The 17,054-nt window shown below is 40.0% G+C and carries 13 protein-coding genes; 6 read left to right on the top strand and 7 right to left on the bottom strand.

Annotated features, from left to right (window positions below; translation table 11 throughout):
- Window positions 1-26 precede the first annotated feature (26 nt).
- Window positions 27-752 (top strand): 16S rRNA (uracil(1498)-N(3))-methyltransferase, encoded by a 726-nt coding sequence (locus MOMA_RS00925; RefSeq protein ID WP_009501324.1) that lies wholly within the window; start codon window positions 27-29, stop codon window positions 750-752.
- A 46-nt stretch (window positions 753-798) separates the two neighbouring features.
- Here the strand turns inward: MOMA_RS00925 and epmA are convergent, their stop codons facing one another.
- From epmA to MOMA_RS00940, 3 genes are all read right to left on the bottom strand, one after another.
- Entirely contained in the window at window positions 799-1,806 is a 1,008-nt protein-coding gene (gene epmA / locus MOMA_RS00930; protein WP_051012671.1) for an EF-P lysine aminoacylase EpmA, read from the bottom strand.
- 70 nt (window positions 1,807-1,876) lie between these two features.
- The gene (locus MOMA_RS00935; protein WP_009501326.1) at window positions 1,877-2,161 is read right to left on the bottom strand and encodes a hypothetical protein; all 285 of its coding nucleotides are present in this window, start codon (window positions 2,159-2,161) and stop codon (window positions 1,877-1,879) included.
- 12 nt (window positions 2,162-2,173) lie between these two features.
- The gene (locus tag MOMA_RS00940; RefSeq protein WP_009501327.1) at window positions 2,174-2,641 is read right to left on the bottom strand and encodes a hypothetical protein; all 468 of its coding nucleotides are present in this window, start codon (window positions 2,639-2,641) and stop codon (window positions 2,174-2,176) included.
- A gap of 142 nt (window positions 2,642-2,783) precedes the next feature.
- On the opposite strand from MOMA_RS00940, the gene dnaQ reads away from it, so the two are divergent.
- On the top strand, window positions 2,784-4,487 hold the full coding sequence (gene dnaQ, locus MOMA_RS00945; protein WP_152411745.1) for a DNA polymerase III subunit epsilon: 1,704 nt from the start codon (window positions 2,784-2,786) through the stop codon (window positions 4,485-4,487).
- A gap of 133 nt (window positions 4,488-4,620) precedes the next feature.
- Window positions 4,621-6,288 carry a hypothetical protein gene (locus MOMA_RS00950; RefSeq protein ID WP_009501329.1) on the top strand — a complete coding sequence of 556 codons (1,668 nt, stop codon included), beginning with the start codon at window positions 4,621-4,623 and terminating at the stop codon, window positions 6,286-6,288.
- 138 nt (window positions 6,289-6,426) lie between these two features.
- Here MOMA_RS00950 and MOMA_RS00955 read toward each other — a convergent pair whose 3' ends face one another.
- Window positions 6,427-7,206 carry a BPSS1780 family membrane protein gene (locus MOMA_RS00955; RefSeq protein ID WP_009501330.1) on the bottom strand — a complete coding sequence of 260 codons (780 nt, stop codon included), beginning with the start codon at window positions 7,204-7,206 and terminating at the stop codon, window positions 6,427-6,429.
- A gap of 127 nt (window positions 7,207-7,333) precedes the next feature.
- The gene (locus MOMA_RS00960; protein WP_009501331.1) at window positions 7,334-7,879 is read right to left on the bottom strand and encodes a GNAT family N-acetyltransferase; all 546 of its coding nucleotides are present in this window, start codon (window positions 7,877-7,879) and stop codon (window positions 7,334-7,336) included.
- A 143-nt stretch (window positions 7,880-8,022) separates the two neighbouring features.
- On the opposite strand from MOMA_RS00960, the gene ribF reads away from it, so the two are divergent.
- Window positions 8,023-9,021: a riboflavin biosynthesis protein RibF gene (gene ribF, locus MOMA_RS00965; RefSeq protein WP_009501332.1), complete on the top strand. Its 999-nt coding sequence runs from the start codon at window positions 8,023-8,025 to the stop codon at window positions 9,019-9,021.
- Between the two features lie 94 nt (window positions 9,022-9,115).
- On the opposite strand, the gene MOMA_RS00970 is transcribed toward ribF, so the two are convergent.
- Entirely contained in the window at window positions 9,116-9,466 is a 351-nt protein-coding gene (locus tag MOMA_RS00970; RefSeq protein ID WP_009501333.1) for a septal ring lytic transglycosylase RlpA family protein, read from the bottom strand.
- 385 nt (window positions 9,467-9,851) lie between these two features.
- Here MOMA_RS00970 and MOMA_RS00975 point away from each other — a divergent pair, with 385 nt between their 5' ends.
- Entirely contained in the window at window positions 9,852-11,138 is a 1,287-nt protein-coding gene (locus MOMA_RS00975; RefSeq protein ID WP_009501334.1) for an MFS transporter, read from the top strand.
- 44 nt (window positions 11,139-11,182) lie between these two features.
- Here the strand turns inward: MOMA_RS00975 and MOMA_RS00980 are convergent, their stop codons facing one another.
- Window positions 11,183-12,268, bottom strand: a complete 1,086-nt coding sequence (locus MOMA_RS00980; RefSeq protein WP_152411746.1) for an RluA family pseudouridine synthase — start codon at window positions 12,266-12,268, stop codon at window positions 11,183-11,185.
- Window positions 12,269-13,084: 816 nt separating this feature from the next.
- Here MOMA_RS00980 and MOMA_RS00985 point away from each other — a divergent pair.
- Complete coding sequence (locus tag MOMA_RS00985; RefSeq protein ID WP_009501336.1) at window positions 13,085-17,035, top strand: Rne/Rng family ribonuclease; 3,951 nt, start codon at window positions 13,085-13,087, stop codon at window positions 17,033-17,035.
- The last annotated feature ends 19 nt before the right edge of the window (window positions 17,036-17,054 follow it).

Consider the following 17,054-nt stretch of genomic DNA (forward strand, 5'->3'; position numbering starts at 1 on the left):
TAATACCATTGGACAAACTGTTTTGTATGAATATTATTTTATTAGAATCTCATGCCAATCAAGAAAAAAACTTTATTATCAATGACTTGGCTACAATTAAACACATAAAAAACGTCATTTCAGCCAACATCGGTGTTAGCCTAAAAGTCGGTATCAAAAACGCCAACCTCGGTACAGCAACCATCGCCGATCTTAGCCCAACCAGACTTGTCTTAACCGACATTAATTGCCAAACGCCTCCACCGAAAAAACAACCTCTTAGCGTGGTTTTGGCCTTGCCTCGCCCAAAAGTACTGCGCCGTTTGGTATTGGATATGACAGCAATGGGGGTAAAACAGCTGATTTTGGTAAACAGTTGTCGCACCGAAAAAAGCTATTGGCAATCACCATTATTAAATAAAATTGATGATTATATTAAGGAAGGATTACAACAAGCCTGTGATACCATTCCCATGCAGGTTAGCTGTTATCCACGCTTAAAGCCTTTTGTAGAAGATAATTTTCAAGAGCTTTTTTTACACCATCAGGCATTGATCGCTCACCCATATGCGAATGTTAATTTTTATGATGTGGTGAATTACAATCAAGAAACGGTATTGGTTATCGGTGCAGAGGGCGGTTTTATTGATTATGAAGTGGATTTGTTCACAAGACACGGTTGCACGCCTGTACAGATTGGCAAACGGATTTTGCGTACCGAAAATGCAGTTAGCGTGCTGTGTGGTGGGTTTTTGCTTAATCAATGCGTTTAGCGTTTAAACATTTAGTGTTTAAACATTTAGTGTTTAAATAATTAAGCTAAGCGTTTAAACTGGTAAAACTTAGCACTTGCTCAATGGTTTTAGCCCCAGTTTTTACCATCAACAACCGATCAAGCCCCAATGCAATGCCACTACACGGCGGTAAATCATCACAGGCTTGTAACAGATTTTCATCAATTGGCATGATAGGCAGACCACACCGCTTACGCTTTATATTATCTTGCTGAAAACGTTTTTTTAGCAGATCGCCGTCTGCCAATTCATCATAAGCATTGGCAATTTCAAGCCCATTGATGTACAACTCAAAACGTTTGGCAACCAAATTACCATCTTGATCCTTGGCGGTTTTAGCAAGCGCAGCAGTTGCCACAGGGTAATCAAAAATCAATGTTGGCAAAGTTTTGCCTAAATTTGGTTCTACCAAATGACTAAACAATATATCAAGCCAACCTTGATGATCATCGCCCATATCCACAAAAATTCCATGGTCATTGGCAATCGCTTTTAAAGTATCACAACCTGCATTTAATGGGTGAATTTTGACATAATCCAAAAACGCATCTACATAACGATAATAATCAAACACCACAGGATAACCAAGCAAATCCGATACCAGTGCGTTGAGTTCTTTTGCCAGTGCATCAAGGCTAAAATTGGGACGATACCATTCCAACATGGTAAATTCAATGTTATGCCGATTGCCAATTTCGTTATTGCGAAACACCGAGCAAATCTGATAAATTGGTACTTGATACGCCGCCAACAAGCGTTTCATTGCAAATTCTGGTGATGTATGCAAATAGTAAGTGATCGCTCGGTCAAGCACCGTAAGATTTGCCTCAACCGATTGCAAAAAAACATCGGTATTGCCAGCTTTTGACAACAAGGGCGTTTGCACTTCCAACACCTCGCGTTTGGCAAAAAACTGGCGAATAAGCTGATAAAATTCTGCACGTTTTTGTGCCATTGCAAGCGTACAATTAGGCTGATAGTTAATTTGATTGGTATGACTGGAGGCGTTATGGTTAGGATTGTTTTGATTCATCGTGGTTTGTTGGTTAAAAAGTGCGTATAATTTAGCAGTTTTTGGCTTAAATTTCAATCAAAACCGCTTGTCAATCGGGTGGATTCATCGTGTTATGATTGTCCGTGGTTAGGCCATAATAAAAAATAAACGTTGCCACAAGAGCAGACACGCCAACAAAAGCAAGATCCAGTGGCTTTTTTAACGCCCAAAAATTTAATCCAATAAAAACCAACACAAACAGCCCAAACACGCCTGCGGTTAAAGCAAGAATCGTTTTTTTGCCAGGGCTTTTGTTGCCAAAACGGTAATAACGCAAGCCAAAACCACCTGCATACGCCACCAAGCCTAGCATTAACCATTCAATAAAACTCATGGTAAAATCCACCTATTGTTTGTTTTTTTCACAAGCCACTTTATAAATGGTATTGCTGCCTTTATAAATAAACCCCAAATAAGAACTATCAAACTGTGGGTTTAGATTGGCAAATCCATCGGTAATTTTACCCAATACAAAAATGCGATCCGGACGGGCAATGACTTTTTCCAAATACTGGCTTTCACCAGACTTTATATCAAAATACTGTTGGATTTCAGGGCTGTCATTGGCAAGCAACTCTAGTGGCGTCGGCGTATCCCACGCTTGATTGGGATTGTTAAAGATACGCATTTGCATGGTGTAGCTATCGTGGTTATCGCTTCTTTGGTGATTGATTTTGATTTGAGCGGGCTCATGATAACCAACTGTGTAACAACCGGCCAATACATCGTCTGCATGTATCTTTTCATGGGTTTGATTGCACGCGGTGAGTATGCCAATGGCATTGATTAACAAAATTAAAGGGAGTTTTTTCATATTTTTCATAAACGTGGGTAAAATCTAAGTTTTTTGTCAAATAAGCTGTTTGTCAAATAAGTTTTGTCAAACGATCAGCATTGGCATGGATTTTTTGCCAATTTTTGCTATACTAGCATTTTTTAACAAAAATTGGCAGAGTATGACACAACATTCTTTACAATCCCTACCCAATCAAGTCATTGCCTATACCGACGGTGCTTGTCGTGGCAATGGTAAAGCAAACAATGCCAAAGGCGGATTTGGAGCTGTGGTGATTTTTCCCAATGGCGAACAACTGGATATTTGTGGTGGCGAGGTCGGCACAACCAACAATCGCATGGAATTGCTCGGCGTGATTATGGCATTAGAAAACAGCCCTGCCAACTTACCAATCCAAATTTACTCAGATTCAAGCTATGTGATAAAAGGCATTACCCAATGGATAACCGGTTGGAAGAGCAAAAATTGGGCAAAAGTAAAAAATGTGGATTTATGGCAACGCTTGGATCTTGCCTGCCAGCAGCGACAAATTGATTGGCAATGGGTCAAAGGACACGCAGGACATACTGGCAATGAATACGCCGATCAACTTGCCAACCAAGGCATTGACAATCTCCCTTACACAAACTTTAACAAAACTCTAAAAAATATGACAACCAACACAACTTATCCGCCAAATACCGTACAAGATTTTGACAATTTTGACAATTTGAACCACGCACCAAATTTTGATGAATTGCCTGATAGTTGCTATCAAGAACAATTTTATGAGCATAACTCACAGCCAGATTTGGACGATCACGATGGTGATTTTTTGTTAAACATGCTCGATGATGACTCATCAACAAGCAATCCAACAAACCAAACAACAAACAAAACACCACCAACTGACAATTTAACCACGCATGATGAAGCAACCAAGCAAACAACCAAGCAAAAAGCCGACAAACCAAAAAGTGAAAAAAACTGCGACAATGGCGTTGTGTTTACAAAACCTGCTACCTTAGCGGAGCATTTTTATCCTTTTGTCAATAATAAAGGTGCGTTTATCGCCCAAGATGAGTCGCTTATTGCACAGCGACCTGAATTTGATGGCAATACCAAAACCCAAAATTTAAGTTTTATACCGTTATTGCCAATTGCCAAACATCAAAACGCAGCCAATCGTCAATTGGTTTTGGATACAGAAACCACAGGATTTGATGCCCAAGGTGATGATCGCATTGTGGAGATTGGCGTGGTGGAATTGATTAACCGCAAACCAACCGGTGAAAAACTGCACGTTTATATCAATCCGCTGCGTGATATGGACGAAGAGGTTATTCGCGTGCATGGCATTCACAGTGAATTTTTGGCACAAATGCCTACTTTTGCACAAGTTGGCAAAAGTGTTTATGACTTTTTACAAGGGGCAGAATTAATTGCCCATAATGCCAATTTTGACGTAAGTTTTTTGCAAGCAGAATTTGCGCGTATCGGCTTGGCGGATTTTGAACAAACAATTAGCGTGGTAGACAGCCTTGCAATTGCCAAACAAATGTACGCAGGGCAACGCAACACCCTTGATGCGTTGGTAAAACGCTTAGATGTTGGCAAAAAAGACCGTACCTTTCACGGGGCATTGCTGGATGCTGAAATTTTAGCAGAAGTTTATTTGGCAATGACTGGCGGCCAGGTATCGCTTGGCATTGATGATGGTGATATGGGTATCGGTGGGCGTTATGAACACCGACGTTTTGACGGTTATACTGTAGGGCGTTTTGTGGCAAACGCACAAAACAATAACGCACACTTAGACTGGCTACACGCATTAAAAGACAAACACCCCGCTTTGGCAGAAAAATGGCAAAATGCCGATGGATAAAACATGCACAAAATCATACAAAGCATTAAAAATAATTTACCAAATTAATCAATTACCATAGACAATCCTTGTCAAACATTTTACAATAGCCGTATTTATCCATTATTTATCCGATTGTATTAGGAAGTCTTTGATGAACAAAACCACACAAAAATTAACCGCGACCAACTTTGACTTACCGTCCTTGCATTTACTGCGTCCTGAGATTGAAACCACCCTCAAAGATGCCGAAATTCACCTTAGCGAATTTAACGATGACAGCAGTCAAGCCCCTTTGCTATTAGACTCGGTTGAAACATTGGCACAAATCTCAAAAGTGTTGCGTTTAATCAATCTTGAAGAAGGAGCGGTATTGGCAGGTGCTATCTCGCAAGCTTTTCAACAATTATACAACAACCGCGAACAAGACGAAATTGAATTTGTCATGGATATTTCCGAGGGTATCATGACTTTGAATCGTTATGTAGAATTTGTACTATTAAAAGAAACCCTTGAGCCGTCATTAATTTTGCCTGTGATTAACAATTTAAACAGCAAACTTGGCACCGATCCGATAAGCCTTGAACAATTAACCACTGCCAAAACCAGCAGCCTTGTCATTGCAAATCCTGAACAAAATTTTCAATCGTTGACCGAACTTGGCATTGACAAAAAAACCTTGATCGACGCTTATCGAGCAGGTTTAAGCGTGGCATTAAGTGCCAAAACACCACCAACCGATCCAACCGATCTACAAAAATTAAAAGCCATGCAATCCGCCTGTGAAGTCATTTCACAACGCTCCGATAGCTTATTTTGGCAATCAGCGGATGTGGCGGTATCGGATTTAGCCAAAGTTTTACCACTCAACAATGTGCAAAAACGTGCGTTAATTTTTGTTGAACAACAATTTAACGATTATTTACCCATCAACGATTCGCGTTTTGCTGATTTGGTGCGTTTTGCCAGCAGTCGTGATAGCCAATTGACCGAAAAAATCAAACAAAAATTCTCAACCAACACACTAGATGATCAACAATTAGACATGATGAAACGCTTTTTGTTTGGGCCTGATCGTGAAATGAGCAACATCTTAAACGAACTGATTCAAGAAGAAATTAACCTTGTAAAAACCTCAAGCGACAATTATGCTCGTCAAGACGGTATTGCAAGCAGTGATGGTGAACTTGATGCTATGGTAAACCGTTTGCGTGATTTAAGTTTGATTTTTAAAACCTTAAATTTACAAGAAGCAAGCGACACACTCAACGAACAAATTACCCAAGTCAAAGATTGGTCGCAACCAACACCAGAGGATTTTGATGCGTTACTAGAAGGATTGATGGTTGCCGAAAATGCGTCGATTTATATGGCAAAAAGCCACACACCAGGGGCGGTTAATCTACCGATTTACAACCGAAAAATATCGTTATATCAATTAGATACCGCGTATTCAACACTTGTGCACGAAGGACGCATAGGCATTGCCAATATCGAAACTGCGTTTAATGAATATATCGCCGATGCCAATCATGACATCATGCACCTTGTTAACGTGCCAGAGATCATGCGAAATGTATCAGGTGCATGCCAATTTCTCAATTTGGTGCAAGCCGGTCGCCTACTACGCCGCGCTGGCAACCATATGGAAGCACTTATCCAAAACAGTTCAAAAGGCGTCTCACCAGAGCAGTTAGCCAAAATGGCCGACATTGTCATGGCTGTGGATTATTACCTAGAAAGCCTTGAGGTGAATAAACCTGCAGGCAAAAACGCTATCAAAGTCGGACAGCGCAGTCTCCAACATTTAATGGCTGCTTGATAGTTTACTTTGCTTGTTAGCTTACTTTGCTTAGTAGTTTAATTCAATAACAAGCACAATTTGTCAAAACCCTTAAACCAATCCATTTTTGGTTTAAGGGTTTTGGTTTAAGATATTTAGCAATTTAAACAACACAGTTTAGTTTTCTGTATAAATATCACGATATGCCACATAGCTACAAATCATCATCATAGGTATCAAAATAGCCCCAAGCCCAAATACAACCAATCCGCCAAACATAAATGACGCAATCGTTGTAATGATTGCCAAAACCCAAATGGTTAAACCAAACACCAAACCAAGCACTGTTAATGGCAACAAATTTGCTATACAAGCCTTAAAACTCATTTTTAACGCTGGCAACGGTTTTAGATCGTGAAATAAAATCAAAATCGGTGCAAGCCAAAACGCCATCGCAATCAAGACAAACACCAAAACAGGAGGCCCAAAAGCAATGCCAATAAACACCAATGAGTCAAAATTAATATTGCTGGCAAACATGATGATTGTCAAAAAAAACGCAAGTGCAGAACTTATCAAAAACAGCACTACACACAACGCCAAAAAAATTTTAAAATTATAACCACTATGACGAAACGCAATAAACAAATCAAAAATAGATGTGTTTTTTTCAGTGGTTTGGCAATACGCTATGTAAGAAGCCCCTGCATAACACACAAAATCCAAAATTGTTGCAACAACTCCGCCAATTAATGGAATATATCCAAGACCCATTCGAAAAAGCAAAACCAATAGCCCTACACCGACCCATAAGCCAATATTGCCTGTAAAAATAACCCACGCACGGCTAAACCACTTTAAACCAGTCCACACACTTAAACGCCTAGGCTCGGCAAGTAAACGAAAATCCACCAATGGATTAAATGCCAACAAGCGTGGTGGTTTTGCTTTATTCATGTTAACCTACTTTCTACTTAATTTTGTTTTGTGCTTAGTTTTGATTTGTACTAGTTTTGTTTTGTGCTCGCCTGTATGCTTTTTTCAATGTTTTTCTTGCGTATGTTTAGCAGTTTTAGTTAAAAGTTTATGTATCTGTATTAAAAACCTCTTGACCTAAAATCACCACATCTGCGATAAAATCACCCATATCACACACTTTTGGCAAATAACCCCATTGGCTAAAACCTTGTTTTTCAAACAAATTTAAACTTGGCTGATTGTGAGCAAAAATTTTGGCAACCATTTGTGCCACACCACACGCAGGAGCAATGTGTTGCAATAACTGCACAAAATACCGCCCAATGCCTCGCCCTTTGGCATCGTTTGCCACATACACGCTGATTTCTGCACTGATATGATAAGCAGGGCGCGGATATAAATCCGAAAAACAGCCATAGCCCAACACCCTATCACTTTGTTGACAAACGGCAACAATCATCGGACGATTGGCATTTTCATGATGCTCAACAAACCAGTCTTGCAAATCGCTAACCGTTAACGGTTCTAAAACCGCCGTAGACTGTTTGGTAACTATGCTTTCATTATAAATATCGACCAATTCTGGTAAATCTTGAGGTTTGGCCAAACGATATAACACACCTTGATAAATCCTAGGTTCAAAACAAAACACCAGTCTTCTCCTTAAATTTTTTACAAAAAACACGCATTTTTGGCTATTTTACTTTATAATGACAGGTTTTGATACTTTTTAGCACCATTAAATTTTAATGCTATTAAATTTTTAGTATTATTAAATGTAGAATTATTAAAATTATGAATATTTATTCTTTAGAAAAATTAATTAATCATAGCCAACAGTTGCCTAAATGCATCTTAACAATTGGTAATTTTGATGGTGTACATTTGGGGCATCAAGCCATGTTGCACAAACTTTGCCAAACTGCCAAAGCCCAAAATTTTGCCACGGCGGTGATGATTTTTGAGCCACAACCCAGAGAGTTTTTTGATCCCAATAACGCTCCGCCACGCTTAACCAACTGTGCTGAAAAATTGGCATTATTGCAGGATTTTGGCATTCAAAACGTGATTATCGCTGAGTTTAACGATGCATTTCGCAACTTATCCGCCGATGAATTTGCCACAATTTTACGCAACATTGGCGTGTGTGGCTTAGTTTTAGGTGATGATTTTCGTTTTGGACATGACCGTGTGGGCGACAGCAATTTTTTGCAAAACGCTGGGTTTTTTGTGTCAAATCTTGACACTGTGGAGAATCGTGAATATGGACGCATCAGTTCTACAAAAGTTCGTGAATTTTTACTAAATGGTGATTTAAGTAAAGCCAAACAAATTCTCGGTAGAGATTATGCAATGACAGGCGAGGTATTACACGGTGATAAGATTGGACGCACCCTAAATTTTCCAACAGCAAATGTAGCCCTAAACCGAATAAAGCCTGCACTACAAGGGGTTTTTGCTGTCGATGCCACGTTAAACAATAAGCAAAATTTTGCTCATTTTAGCCAAAACCAACAAAACGGCTTAACAGGTTTTCGCCCAAATTCACTGTTTGGCACAGCCAGTATTGGCATACGTCCGTCAGTGGCAAAACCGCACGATTGGCGTCTTGAGATCTTTTTTCCCAACTTTCAAGGCAATTTATACGGACAAGTGCTAAACGTACGCTTTTTGTATTTTTTACACGCCGAACGTGATTATCAAAATTTGGCAGCGTTACAAATAGGAATTGCCAACGATGTCAAAGCGTTGTTGGCATGGCGCGATCAGGCCTTATTATTAAACAACAATTAACAGTTATTACATTTATTATTTAAAATATTATTATTTAAAATATTATTGTTTAAAAGCTATTGTTTAAAAAAGTTGATTGTTTAACAAAGATTGTTCAGTGCAGTTTTTCAATATCCACTTTGATCGCCCCTGTACCAAGGCTTGCAATTTTTTGAAATGCCCCTTTAGACAAATCAAGCGTGCGGCCGTATTTGGCAAAACCACCGCGGTCAGTTACTCTTACTATCACGCTTTTGCCGTTCGCACGGTTGGTTACTTTGAGTTTTGATCCAAGTTTGTGCGTATTGCTTGCTACCGTCAAACCATGTTGGTTAAAAATCTCACCAGATGCAGTGCGTTTGCCATGAAATTTGCCACCATACCACGATGCGATATTGGCGTGTGCCGATACTGCTGTCGTCATGGTTGCCGTCATGGTTACAAGGGTGATTAAGAGATTTTTCATCAGGATTTTTCCTTTTGCATTGGAAAGTATATTTTTACATTAATATTAGCTATTTTTAATAAACTTACTGTTTATTCATTTAATTGCACTTGTGTTAAATTGCACTTGTGTTAATTGCACTTGCTAATATTGTAAATACAGTACGTATACTGGACACATCAGGGTAATTTCGCAGATTGTTGCAGATTGTTTTTGCAGGTTTTAGCAACCATTCTTTAGAATAGCTGAAAAGTGGTGAATTATAAGTAAACAAATCCAAAATAACAAATTGTTTTTGTAAAAAAACCGCCAAAAATCTAACTTAGCGTAATTTTATGTAAAAAACTTTGCCAAATCACAATTTTTCACGCATAATTGAACGTTTTGCTTTTAAAATCCAACAAAAATGAAACAAACCATGCCCACTCATACCGCTTTGCCAAAACGCTCGTTATTTATCGCATCATTTTCCACAATTGTAGAATGGTATGATTTTACCTTGTATTTGTATTTTGCCACGGTGATCTCGCGGGTTTTTTTTGGTGATAATCCAAAATCATTGCTTATTACCTTAACAGGCTTTGCGGTGTCGTATCTTATGCGGCCTCTTGGGGCGGTATTTTTTGGCCATTTGGGGGATAAATTTGGGCGTAAACCTGTGCTGCTTACCACGATGACGATGATGAGTGTGGCTATGTTTATTACTGCACTTTTGCCGACTTTTAATGAAATTGGGATTTGGTCAGGGGTGATTATGCTACTGCTGCGCTGCATTATGGCGTTTTCAGTTGGTGGCGAGTACACAAGTGTGGTGGCGTATTTGATGGAGGGTGCCAAGCCTACCAACCGCGGTTTTATTGCCTCGCTTGCTTCTGCGTTTAGTGAAATTGGTGGTTTGCTTGCAGTGTTGGTGAGTGCTTTGACTGTGCATTTTTTGGGTGATAACTTGCTCACTTGGGGGTGGCGCATACCGTTTATTGTCGGTGGTATCATGGCAATGACGGTGTTTGTTGCACGTCATACCATGGCCGAATCGCCTGAATTTTTAGCCTATTTAGAAGCAAAAACTCCAAAAAAATCACCAATTCTTACCACATTTAGCCAACACAAGCCTGCTATCTTAAAAACTTTTGCAATTTCTGCACTGGGATCAATCACCTACTATGTAGGCATTACTTTTGTGCCTGTGTTTTTGACAAACACCGCCAGTTTTTCAGAAAAAACCGCTCTATGGTTATCCAGCATTGCATCTTTTTCGGTCATTATCATCACGCCGATGATTGGCGTATTGTCCGATAAAATTGGACGAAAACCCGTATTAATCGGAGCGTGCGTGCTAAGTGCAATTTTGCCAATTCTTCTGTTTCAAATCATGCCACTCAATACCACAGCAGCATTGATAGGATCGGTGATTTTAGCATGTATGGCAGGAGCAGTCAGTGCTGTTGCAACTTCAGCCACAAGCGAGCAATTTCCCATTAATGTGCGCTTATCTGGATTGGCACTTGGCGTTACATCAGCGACGGCAATTTTTGGCGGATTAACCCCCTTGTTGGCACAAGTATTTACCGAAATAACAGGCAAATCTTACGCATCAGGGGTCATGATTATGGTGGTAGCCGTGTGCGTCTTGCCTGTATTTTTAACCTTAAAAGAAACCGCCCCAAAATTCCAACCAAACCACAACGCATGATACCTTGGTTTTGTGGCGTTTTTGTTTGTTAAGCGTTTTGTTTATCAGTTTTGTTTGTCAATCAATGCCTGCATATCATCAGGCAATTTTGCTGTGATTGTCTCATATCCGGGAATGTCAAGTTGATAAGCGTGCAAACACAGCCGATAAACGCCCGATTTGTCTTGTACATGATATTTATCATCACCAAGCAACGCATGGCCGATAAACGCCATATGCACACGAATTTGGTGCGTACGCCCCGTTAACGGTTTAACCTCAACGAAACTTACTTTTTTGTTCCCTGCACTACTTGGTAAAGAAAGCTCCAAACGCTTTAACACGTTAACCAAAGTTTGACTCGGTTTGCTATCTGGGTGATTTTGTGCCACTTTTACACGTCTTTCACCATTTTCTAAACGGTATTTTAATAAAGGCTTATCAATTTTTTGCTTGTCAGTTTTTATCCAACCATTTACCAAACACAGATAGGTTTTTTGCAAGGTTTTTTGACGCAAGTGATCTTGTAGGGTTTTTAGCGTGGTGCGTTTTTTGGCTATCATCAATAAACCCGATGTATCCTTGTCAATGCGATGCACAAGCTCTAAATATTTTTTGCCCGTTGCCACACGCATAGCCTCAATCACACCAAAACTTTCACCACTACCGCCATGCACCGCCATGCCAAATGGTTTATTTAGCACAATCAAACCATCATCTTCATACACAATCCGATCAAGCAAGCCTTGGGCAAGTGCTTGACTGACAATGGGTTTTTCTCGAACTGCCAATTTAATAGGAGCAATACGCACCACATCACCACGCTCTAGTTTTTCATAGGCCTTGGCACGTTTGCCGTTTACGCGCACTTCATCTAAACGAATCAGGTTATAAACATGCGAGCGTGGCAACCCTTTAAGCCTTGTGAGTAAAAAATTATCCAAACGCTGATTGTGCTGCTGACGCGTAACTGTAATATAATTCACCTTACCAAAATCTTCAATATCATCATTGCCTGTCAAGTGTTGGTATTTTTGGGTATTTTTGTCGGTAGGCTCACTCCGATCTTCGGTAAAATTTGGTGCATTTTTAGAACCAAACTTTTGTTGGTTGTTTGGTTTTTTATGCAATTTTGGCTTTTTATTTGTCATAAAACTTGCGTTTTTTGTGGTATTGGTGTGATTTTTTGGGTTTTTTTGATAAGAATTGTGCTTTGATGTCATTTTTTGATAGCCGTTTATAAAAAAATTTGCTATAGTTTACCACGTTAATTTTATCTTGCGTAAATTATCTATACTCAAGGTGTGCCATTTGGCAATTTTTAAGCAAAATTTTTGTGAAAAAAACTTTGCAAAACGTAAAATTAACAATAAAATTAACCGACAAAATTTTTGGTTAAGAAAGTTTTACTTAAAAAACACTTAACCCCAAAATGATTATTTTTAAATGTGTTCAAAACACATTTGTGTATTTTTATTAAATAAATAATAATACAAAACTGTATGAGATGAAAAATTTGGGCGAAACCAACCCAACACAAAAAACATAAATCTAGATTTTATAATCGTTGTTTAGCAATCGTTGTTTAGCAATGATGATTAACTTAAACCAAAGATATAAAACAACCAAAGATATAAAACGAATTTTTACCGATAATCTGTATCAATTAATCTGTATCCATGCAATTGACAAACGCGTATCGCAAAAACCACTAAAAATTTTGCAAACAAATGTTTGGTATTAATGTTTGATATGACAGAGGTTCGGACACCGAGGTTAAAACAGCCGTATTTTGGTTAAATGGTTAAATGATTGTTTTTGTTAAATGATTGTTTTTATTGCTATTTTTATTGCTATTTTTATTGCTATTTTTATAATAAAAAGCATGTTTTACAATACATGTTTTACAACAAAAGCATGGTGTTTTGTGTTTTTCAGCAGACAGTTTTGTGTTTAAGGATTGAAACATGAAACGCATTTTAATTAACGCCACTCACGCCGAAGAAGTTCGTGTTGCCTTGTGTAATGGCAGTCATCTTTATGATTTTGACTTAGAAAATCGCACCCGTGAACAAAAAAAAGCCAATATTTATAAGGGGCGAGTTACACGTGTCGAGCAGTCGCTAGAAGCGGTGTTTGTTGAGTATGGCTCAACGCGTCAAGGCTTTTTGCCAATGCGTGAAATTGCCAATGAGTATTTTTTGGGCGATCCACGCACAACAACCAATTTAAAACAGTTAATCAAAGAAGGCGATGAATTAATCGTTCAAATTGAAAAAGAAGAGCGTGGCAATAAAGGTGCCGCTTTGTCTACTTTTATTTCATTGGCAGGACGGTATTTGGTATTAATGCCAAACAACCCACGCGGAGGTGGCATTTCACGCCAAATTTCAGGCAAATTGCGCGAAGAAATGAAACAAGCCATAGCCAGTTTACAATTGCCTAAAAATATGAGTGTCATTTTGCGAACTGCAGGCATTGGCAAATCCACAGATGAATTGCAACGCGATCTTGATCATTTGTTAAGCATTTGGCAAAACATTCTTTACCAAAATAAAAACTTTCCATCACCGCGTTTGGTACACCAAGAAGCCAGTGTCATTACGCGTGCGGTACGCGATTATTTGCGTGATGACATTGCTGAAATTTGGATAGACAATGAACACGCCTATAATGAAGCCGCCCATTTTATTGAAAGCATGATGCCACAACAATTAAACAAATTGCGCAAATATACTGATTATGAACCGATGTTTAGCCGTTTTGGCATCGAACGTCAAATTGAAACCGCGTATCAGCGTGAGGTGCGCTTGCCAAGTGGCGGTTCAATCGTCATTGACCAAACCGAAGCCTTAGTATCCATTGACATTAACTCATCAAAATCCACCAAAGGATCAGATGTATCAGAAACTGCATTTAATACCAATTTAGAAGCGGCCGATGAAATTGCTCGTCAATTACGCTTGCGAGATATGGGCGGCTTGATTGTCATTGATTTTATCGATATGACAACCGATGAACATCAAAAACAAGTTGAAAACCGTCTAAAAGAAGCAACACGCACTGATCGTGCCAGATTACAATTTGCAGAAATTTCGCGGTTTGGTCTGCTTGAAATGAGTCGCCAACGCTTGCGTCCGTCATTAGAAGAATCGACCGGTTTTTTATGCCCACGCTGTCATGGCACGGGTATGATAAGAGATTTGCGATCGCTTGCATTGTCAATCATGCGTCAAATTGAACAAAAAGCCCTGCAAGAACGCCACGGTGAAATTCAAGCCGATGTACCAACGGATATCGCCGCCTTTTTGTTAAATGAAAAACGCGACAGCTTGGTTTATTTGGAACAAGAAAGTGGCACGCGTATCACGATTTTACCACACGCGCACCTTGATTCGCCTGAATTTCATATCGTCTTTAATAGTGAAGGTTACGCGCCACCAACTTACGAACGCATTGCCGAAAGCCTAGAGCAAGAATGCACCGATCGTGGTTATGATACCAGCAACTGGCATACCGAAGAAAATGACACACGAATCTCTCGTCCAACCGATGGACATGCGTGGTCAAATGCAGACAATGCCAACACACAAACCGCTAAAAAAGAAAAAACCGCCCAACCAGGCCAAAACCAAGATCAAGTACAGCCACAATCACAACCACAAAATCAGCCACAGAACCGATCAACGCAAGCACAGCAGATCTCAACACAACAACCCTCCGCGGTTGCGTGGTTGTCTAACTTATTTGCCCCAACCGTGCAGGCTCAAGTTGCCCATAGCATCAGCAGTCAAGATGCAGCAGCAGCCATTGAAAATATTGTCAATACAGGCGCAAAAAGTTTGGGCGTACAAGGGCAGCTTGCCTACACAACCACAGATGCAGAGACCATTAACCAAACAGCCCACGCAACCACTCAAACAAACCCTGCCACACCGAGCATTGCACAACCTCAAAGCTGCGACAACAAAGACGAAAACAAACCAAAACGCAGTCAAAATCGCCGTTCCGCCAAAACAAAAACCAAAAAACGCACAGAGGGAGCCAGTACAGAGGTTACTGATACACAAAATACCACCAATGCACAAAACACCAAAGCACCCTTAGATATTGCCACAGACAAAACCAACAAAGACGGCTTGCCAAAACGCGAACCAAACTCACGCCGTGAAAGTCGCGGTGAAAAACAACGTGGCGAAACCCTAAGTTTACCAACAAGCACCGACTCTGCAACAACAAACGCCACCCATAAACCAGATGACAGCCAAAACAACAACCAAGGCAACAACCAAGAAAAACAAGAAAAAACAGCACAAAACAGCACAGACCATGGCAGTGAAAACCATGGCAGTGAAAACCACGCACCAAAAGACGTTGTCAAAGAAACCTGCGTTTTAAAAGAAAAAACACAAAAACATGTCCAAAAACATGACAATGTCCAAGTGCAAATTCACAAAACCTCTCCAGTTGTCGCACCAAAAGACGTTACCCACATTTCGCTGGACAACAGCAAAGGTGCGTGTTTGCCAGATGACACAAAAGAAGAAGCGAATATTGAAAACACGCCTAAAAATAGTGTTGCCAATCAAAAACCACAAACCAACCCAACTCAAGAAACCTCGCTTTTGGCAGCTACAACAATACCAGTTGCAACAACAGCACCAAAAGCCAGCCTTGATGTTACTCCAACCCAAGGACGGGCTAAAAACGATCCGCGCGAAGTTTACAAGGCGTATCAGCAGCGTTTTAACCCAAACATTGCCACAATTGCCAAACCAATTGGCAACCTAAATAGCATCACAGGCACAGTGTCGCAATTCATTCAGCAACAGCTCAATGACGCCAATGAACAAATCAGTCAACACGGTACGGTTGCTACGTTTATCAATGCACTGCACGCTTATCGCCAACATGCCAACCAAGTGCAAAACGCACAAACAAGCTTGGCAAGTGATGATAATTTTAGCCACTTTTTTCAAAATTACGGCTATGAACATCTGTCGCAACAAAACCTAGACGATTACCATCAGATGATCTGCCCTACCAATCAATTCCACGCCAGTGCAGGCAAAACCAAAGCCAAGCCAGCGCCTGTTACCCAGCGTGCAAGCAACGATCCGCGTGGGAGCATGATATCGATTGCAACAACACAAACAACAGAGCAAACAAAAACCAATAAAAAAGCAACCAAACAACCTGACGATGATACCACCAAAAGTAACGCCAGTCATAATTATGCACTCAACAGTGCAGGTGCGTGGCTTATTTCTCAATTGGGCGATGTCGGTAAGCAACACATCGAAAACGGTGAATTCGTCCTTGCTTATTTGCAAGCAAGAAAATTGCAAGCCCAAAATGCAAATCGTGATGTCATGCCAAATCCACAGGCAACAGAGCAAAACCCACAAAATCACATCACAAATACCACAGATGACGGTTTTGAATCAACCATGCAACAAAGCATCAAACGCTATGTCAAACAAAGCGATCATGCCAAAGAAAACCAACAAAAATTGGCAACAAACATAGCAAAACTGGAAAACGCACTGGAAAACGCCTTGGCAGATGCTTTAACCGATATGGAAAAAAGTTTGGCAAAAATTGCCAATACAATTAACAATTCGCCAGAAGAAAGCAGCGAGCAAAGCCTAGAACAGAGCTTAGAGCAAGGTGATATCCCAAAAAACAAAACCACGCCTGCCAGTTATAAAAACATGATTGAGTCGGTTGCTGAGCAAATGCAAGGAACAGCGCTTGGTGTGTTAAACTTGGCAAAACCAAAAGTTACTCGCACACGCAAGGCAAAAGTGGAAAAAACCCCCACAAAAACCAAATCTCGCACCAGCAAAAAAGTGGATAATGTAACGATTGTTAAAAAACCAAAAACAGACACATCGGATACGGATCCCACTGAATAATAATATTATCAACCTTAAA

This window comes from Moraxella macacae 0408225, assembly GCF_000320365.1.
Classification (GTDB): domain Bacteria; phylum Pseudomonadota; class Gammaproteobacteria; order Pseudomonadales; family Moraxellaceae; genus Faucicola; species Faucicola macacae.

Excerpts from the sequence above, each read along its gene's own strand:
- MOMA_RS00940 (WP_009501327.1), bottom strand. The coding sequence starts at position 2,641 with ATGAAAAAACTCCCTTTAATTTTGTTAATCAATGCCATTGGCATACTC.
- MOMA_RS00955 (WP_009501330.1), bottom strand. The coding sequence starts at position 7,206 with ATGAATAAAGCAAAACCACCACGCTTGTTGGCATTTAATCCATTGGTG.
- ribF (WP_009501332.1), top strand. The coding sequence starts at position 8,023 with ATGAATATTTATTCTTTAGAAAAATTAATTAATCATAGCCAACAGTTG.
- MOMA_RS00925 (WP_009501324.1), top strand. The coding sequence starts at position 27 with ATGAATATTATTTTATTAGAATCTCATGCCAATCAAGAAAAAAACTTT.
- MOMA_RS00950 (WP_009501329.1), top strand. The coding sequence starts at position 4,621 with ATGAACAAAACCACACAAAAATTAACCGCGACCAACTTTGACTTACCG.
- MOMA_RS00970 (WP_009501333.1), bottom strand. The coding sequence starts at position 9,466 with ATGAAAAATCTCTTAATCACCCTTGTAACCATGACGGCAACCATGACG.
- MOMA_RS00935 (WP_009501326.1), bottom strand. The coding sequence starts at position 2,161 with ATGAGTTTTATTGAATGGTTAATGCTAGGCTTGGTGGCGTATGCAGGT.
- MOMA_RS00985 (WP_009501336.1), top strand. The coding sequence starts at position 13,085 with ATGAAACGCATTTTAATTAACGCCACTCACGCCGAAGAAGTTCGTGTT.
- epmA (WP_051012671.1), bottom strand. The coding sequence starts at position 1,806 with ATGAATCAAAACAATCCTAACCATAACGCCTCCAGTCATACCAATCAA.
- dnaQ (WP_152411745.1), top strand. The coding sequence starts at position 2,784 with ATGACACAACATTCTTTACAATCCCTACCCAATCAAGTCATTGCCTAT.
- MOMA_RS00975 (WP_009501334.1), top strand. The coding sequence starts at position 9,852 with ATGAAACAAACCATGCCCACTCATACCGCTTTGCCAAAACGCTCGTTA.
- MOMA_RS00980 (WP_152411746.1), bottom strand. The coding sequence starts at position 12,268 with ATGACAAATAAAAAGCCAAAATTGCATAAAAAACCAAACAACCAACAA.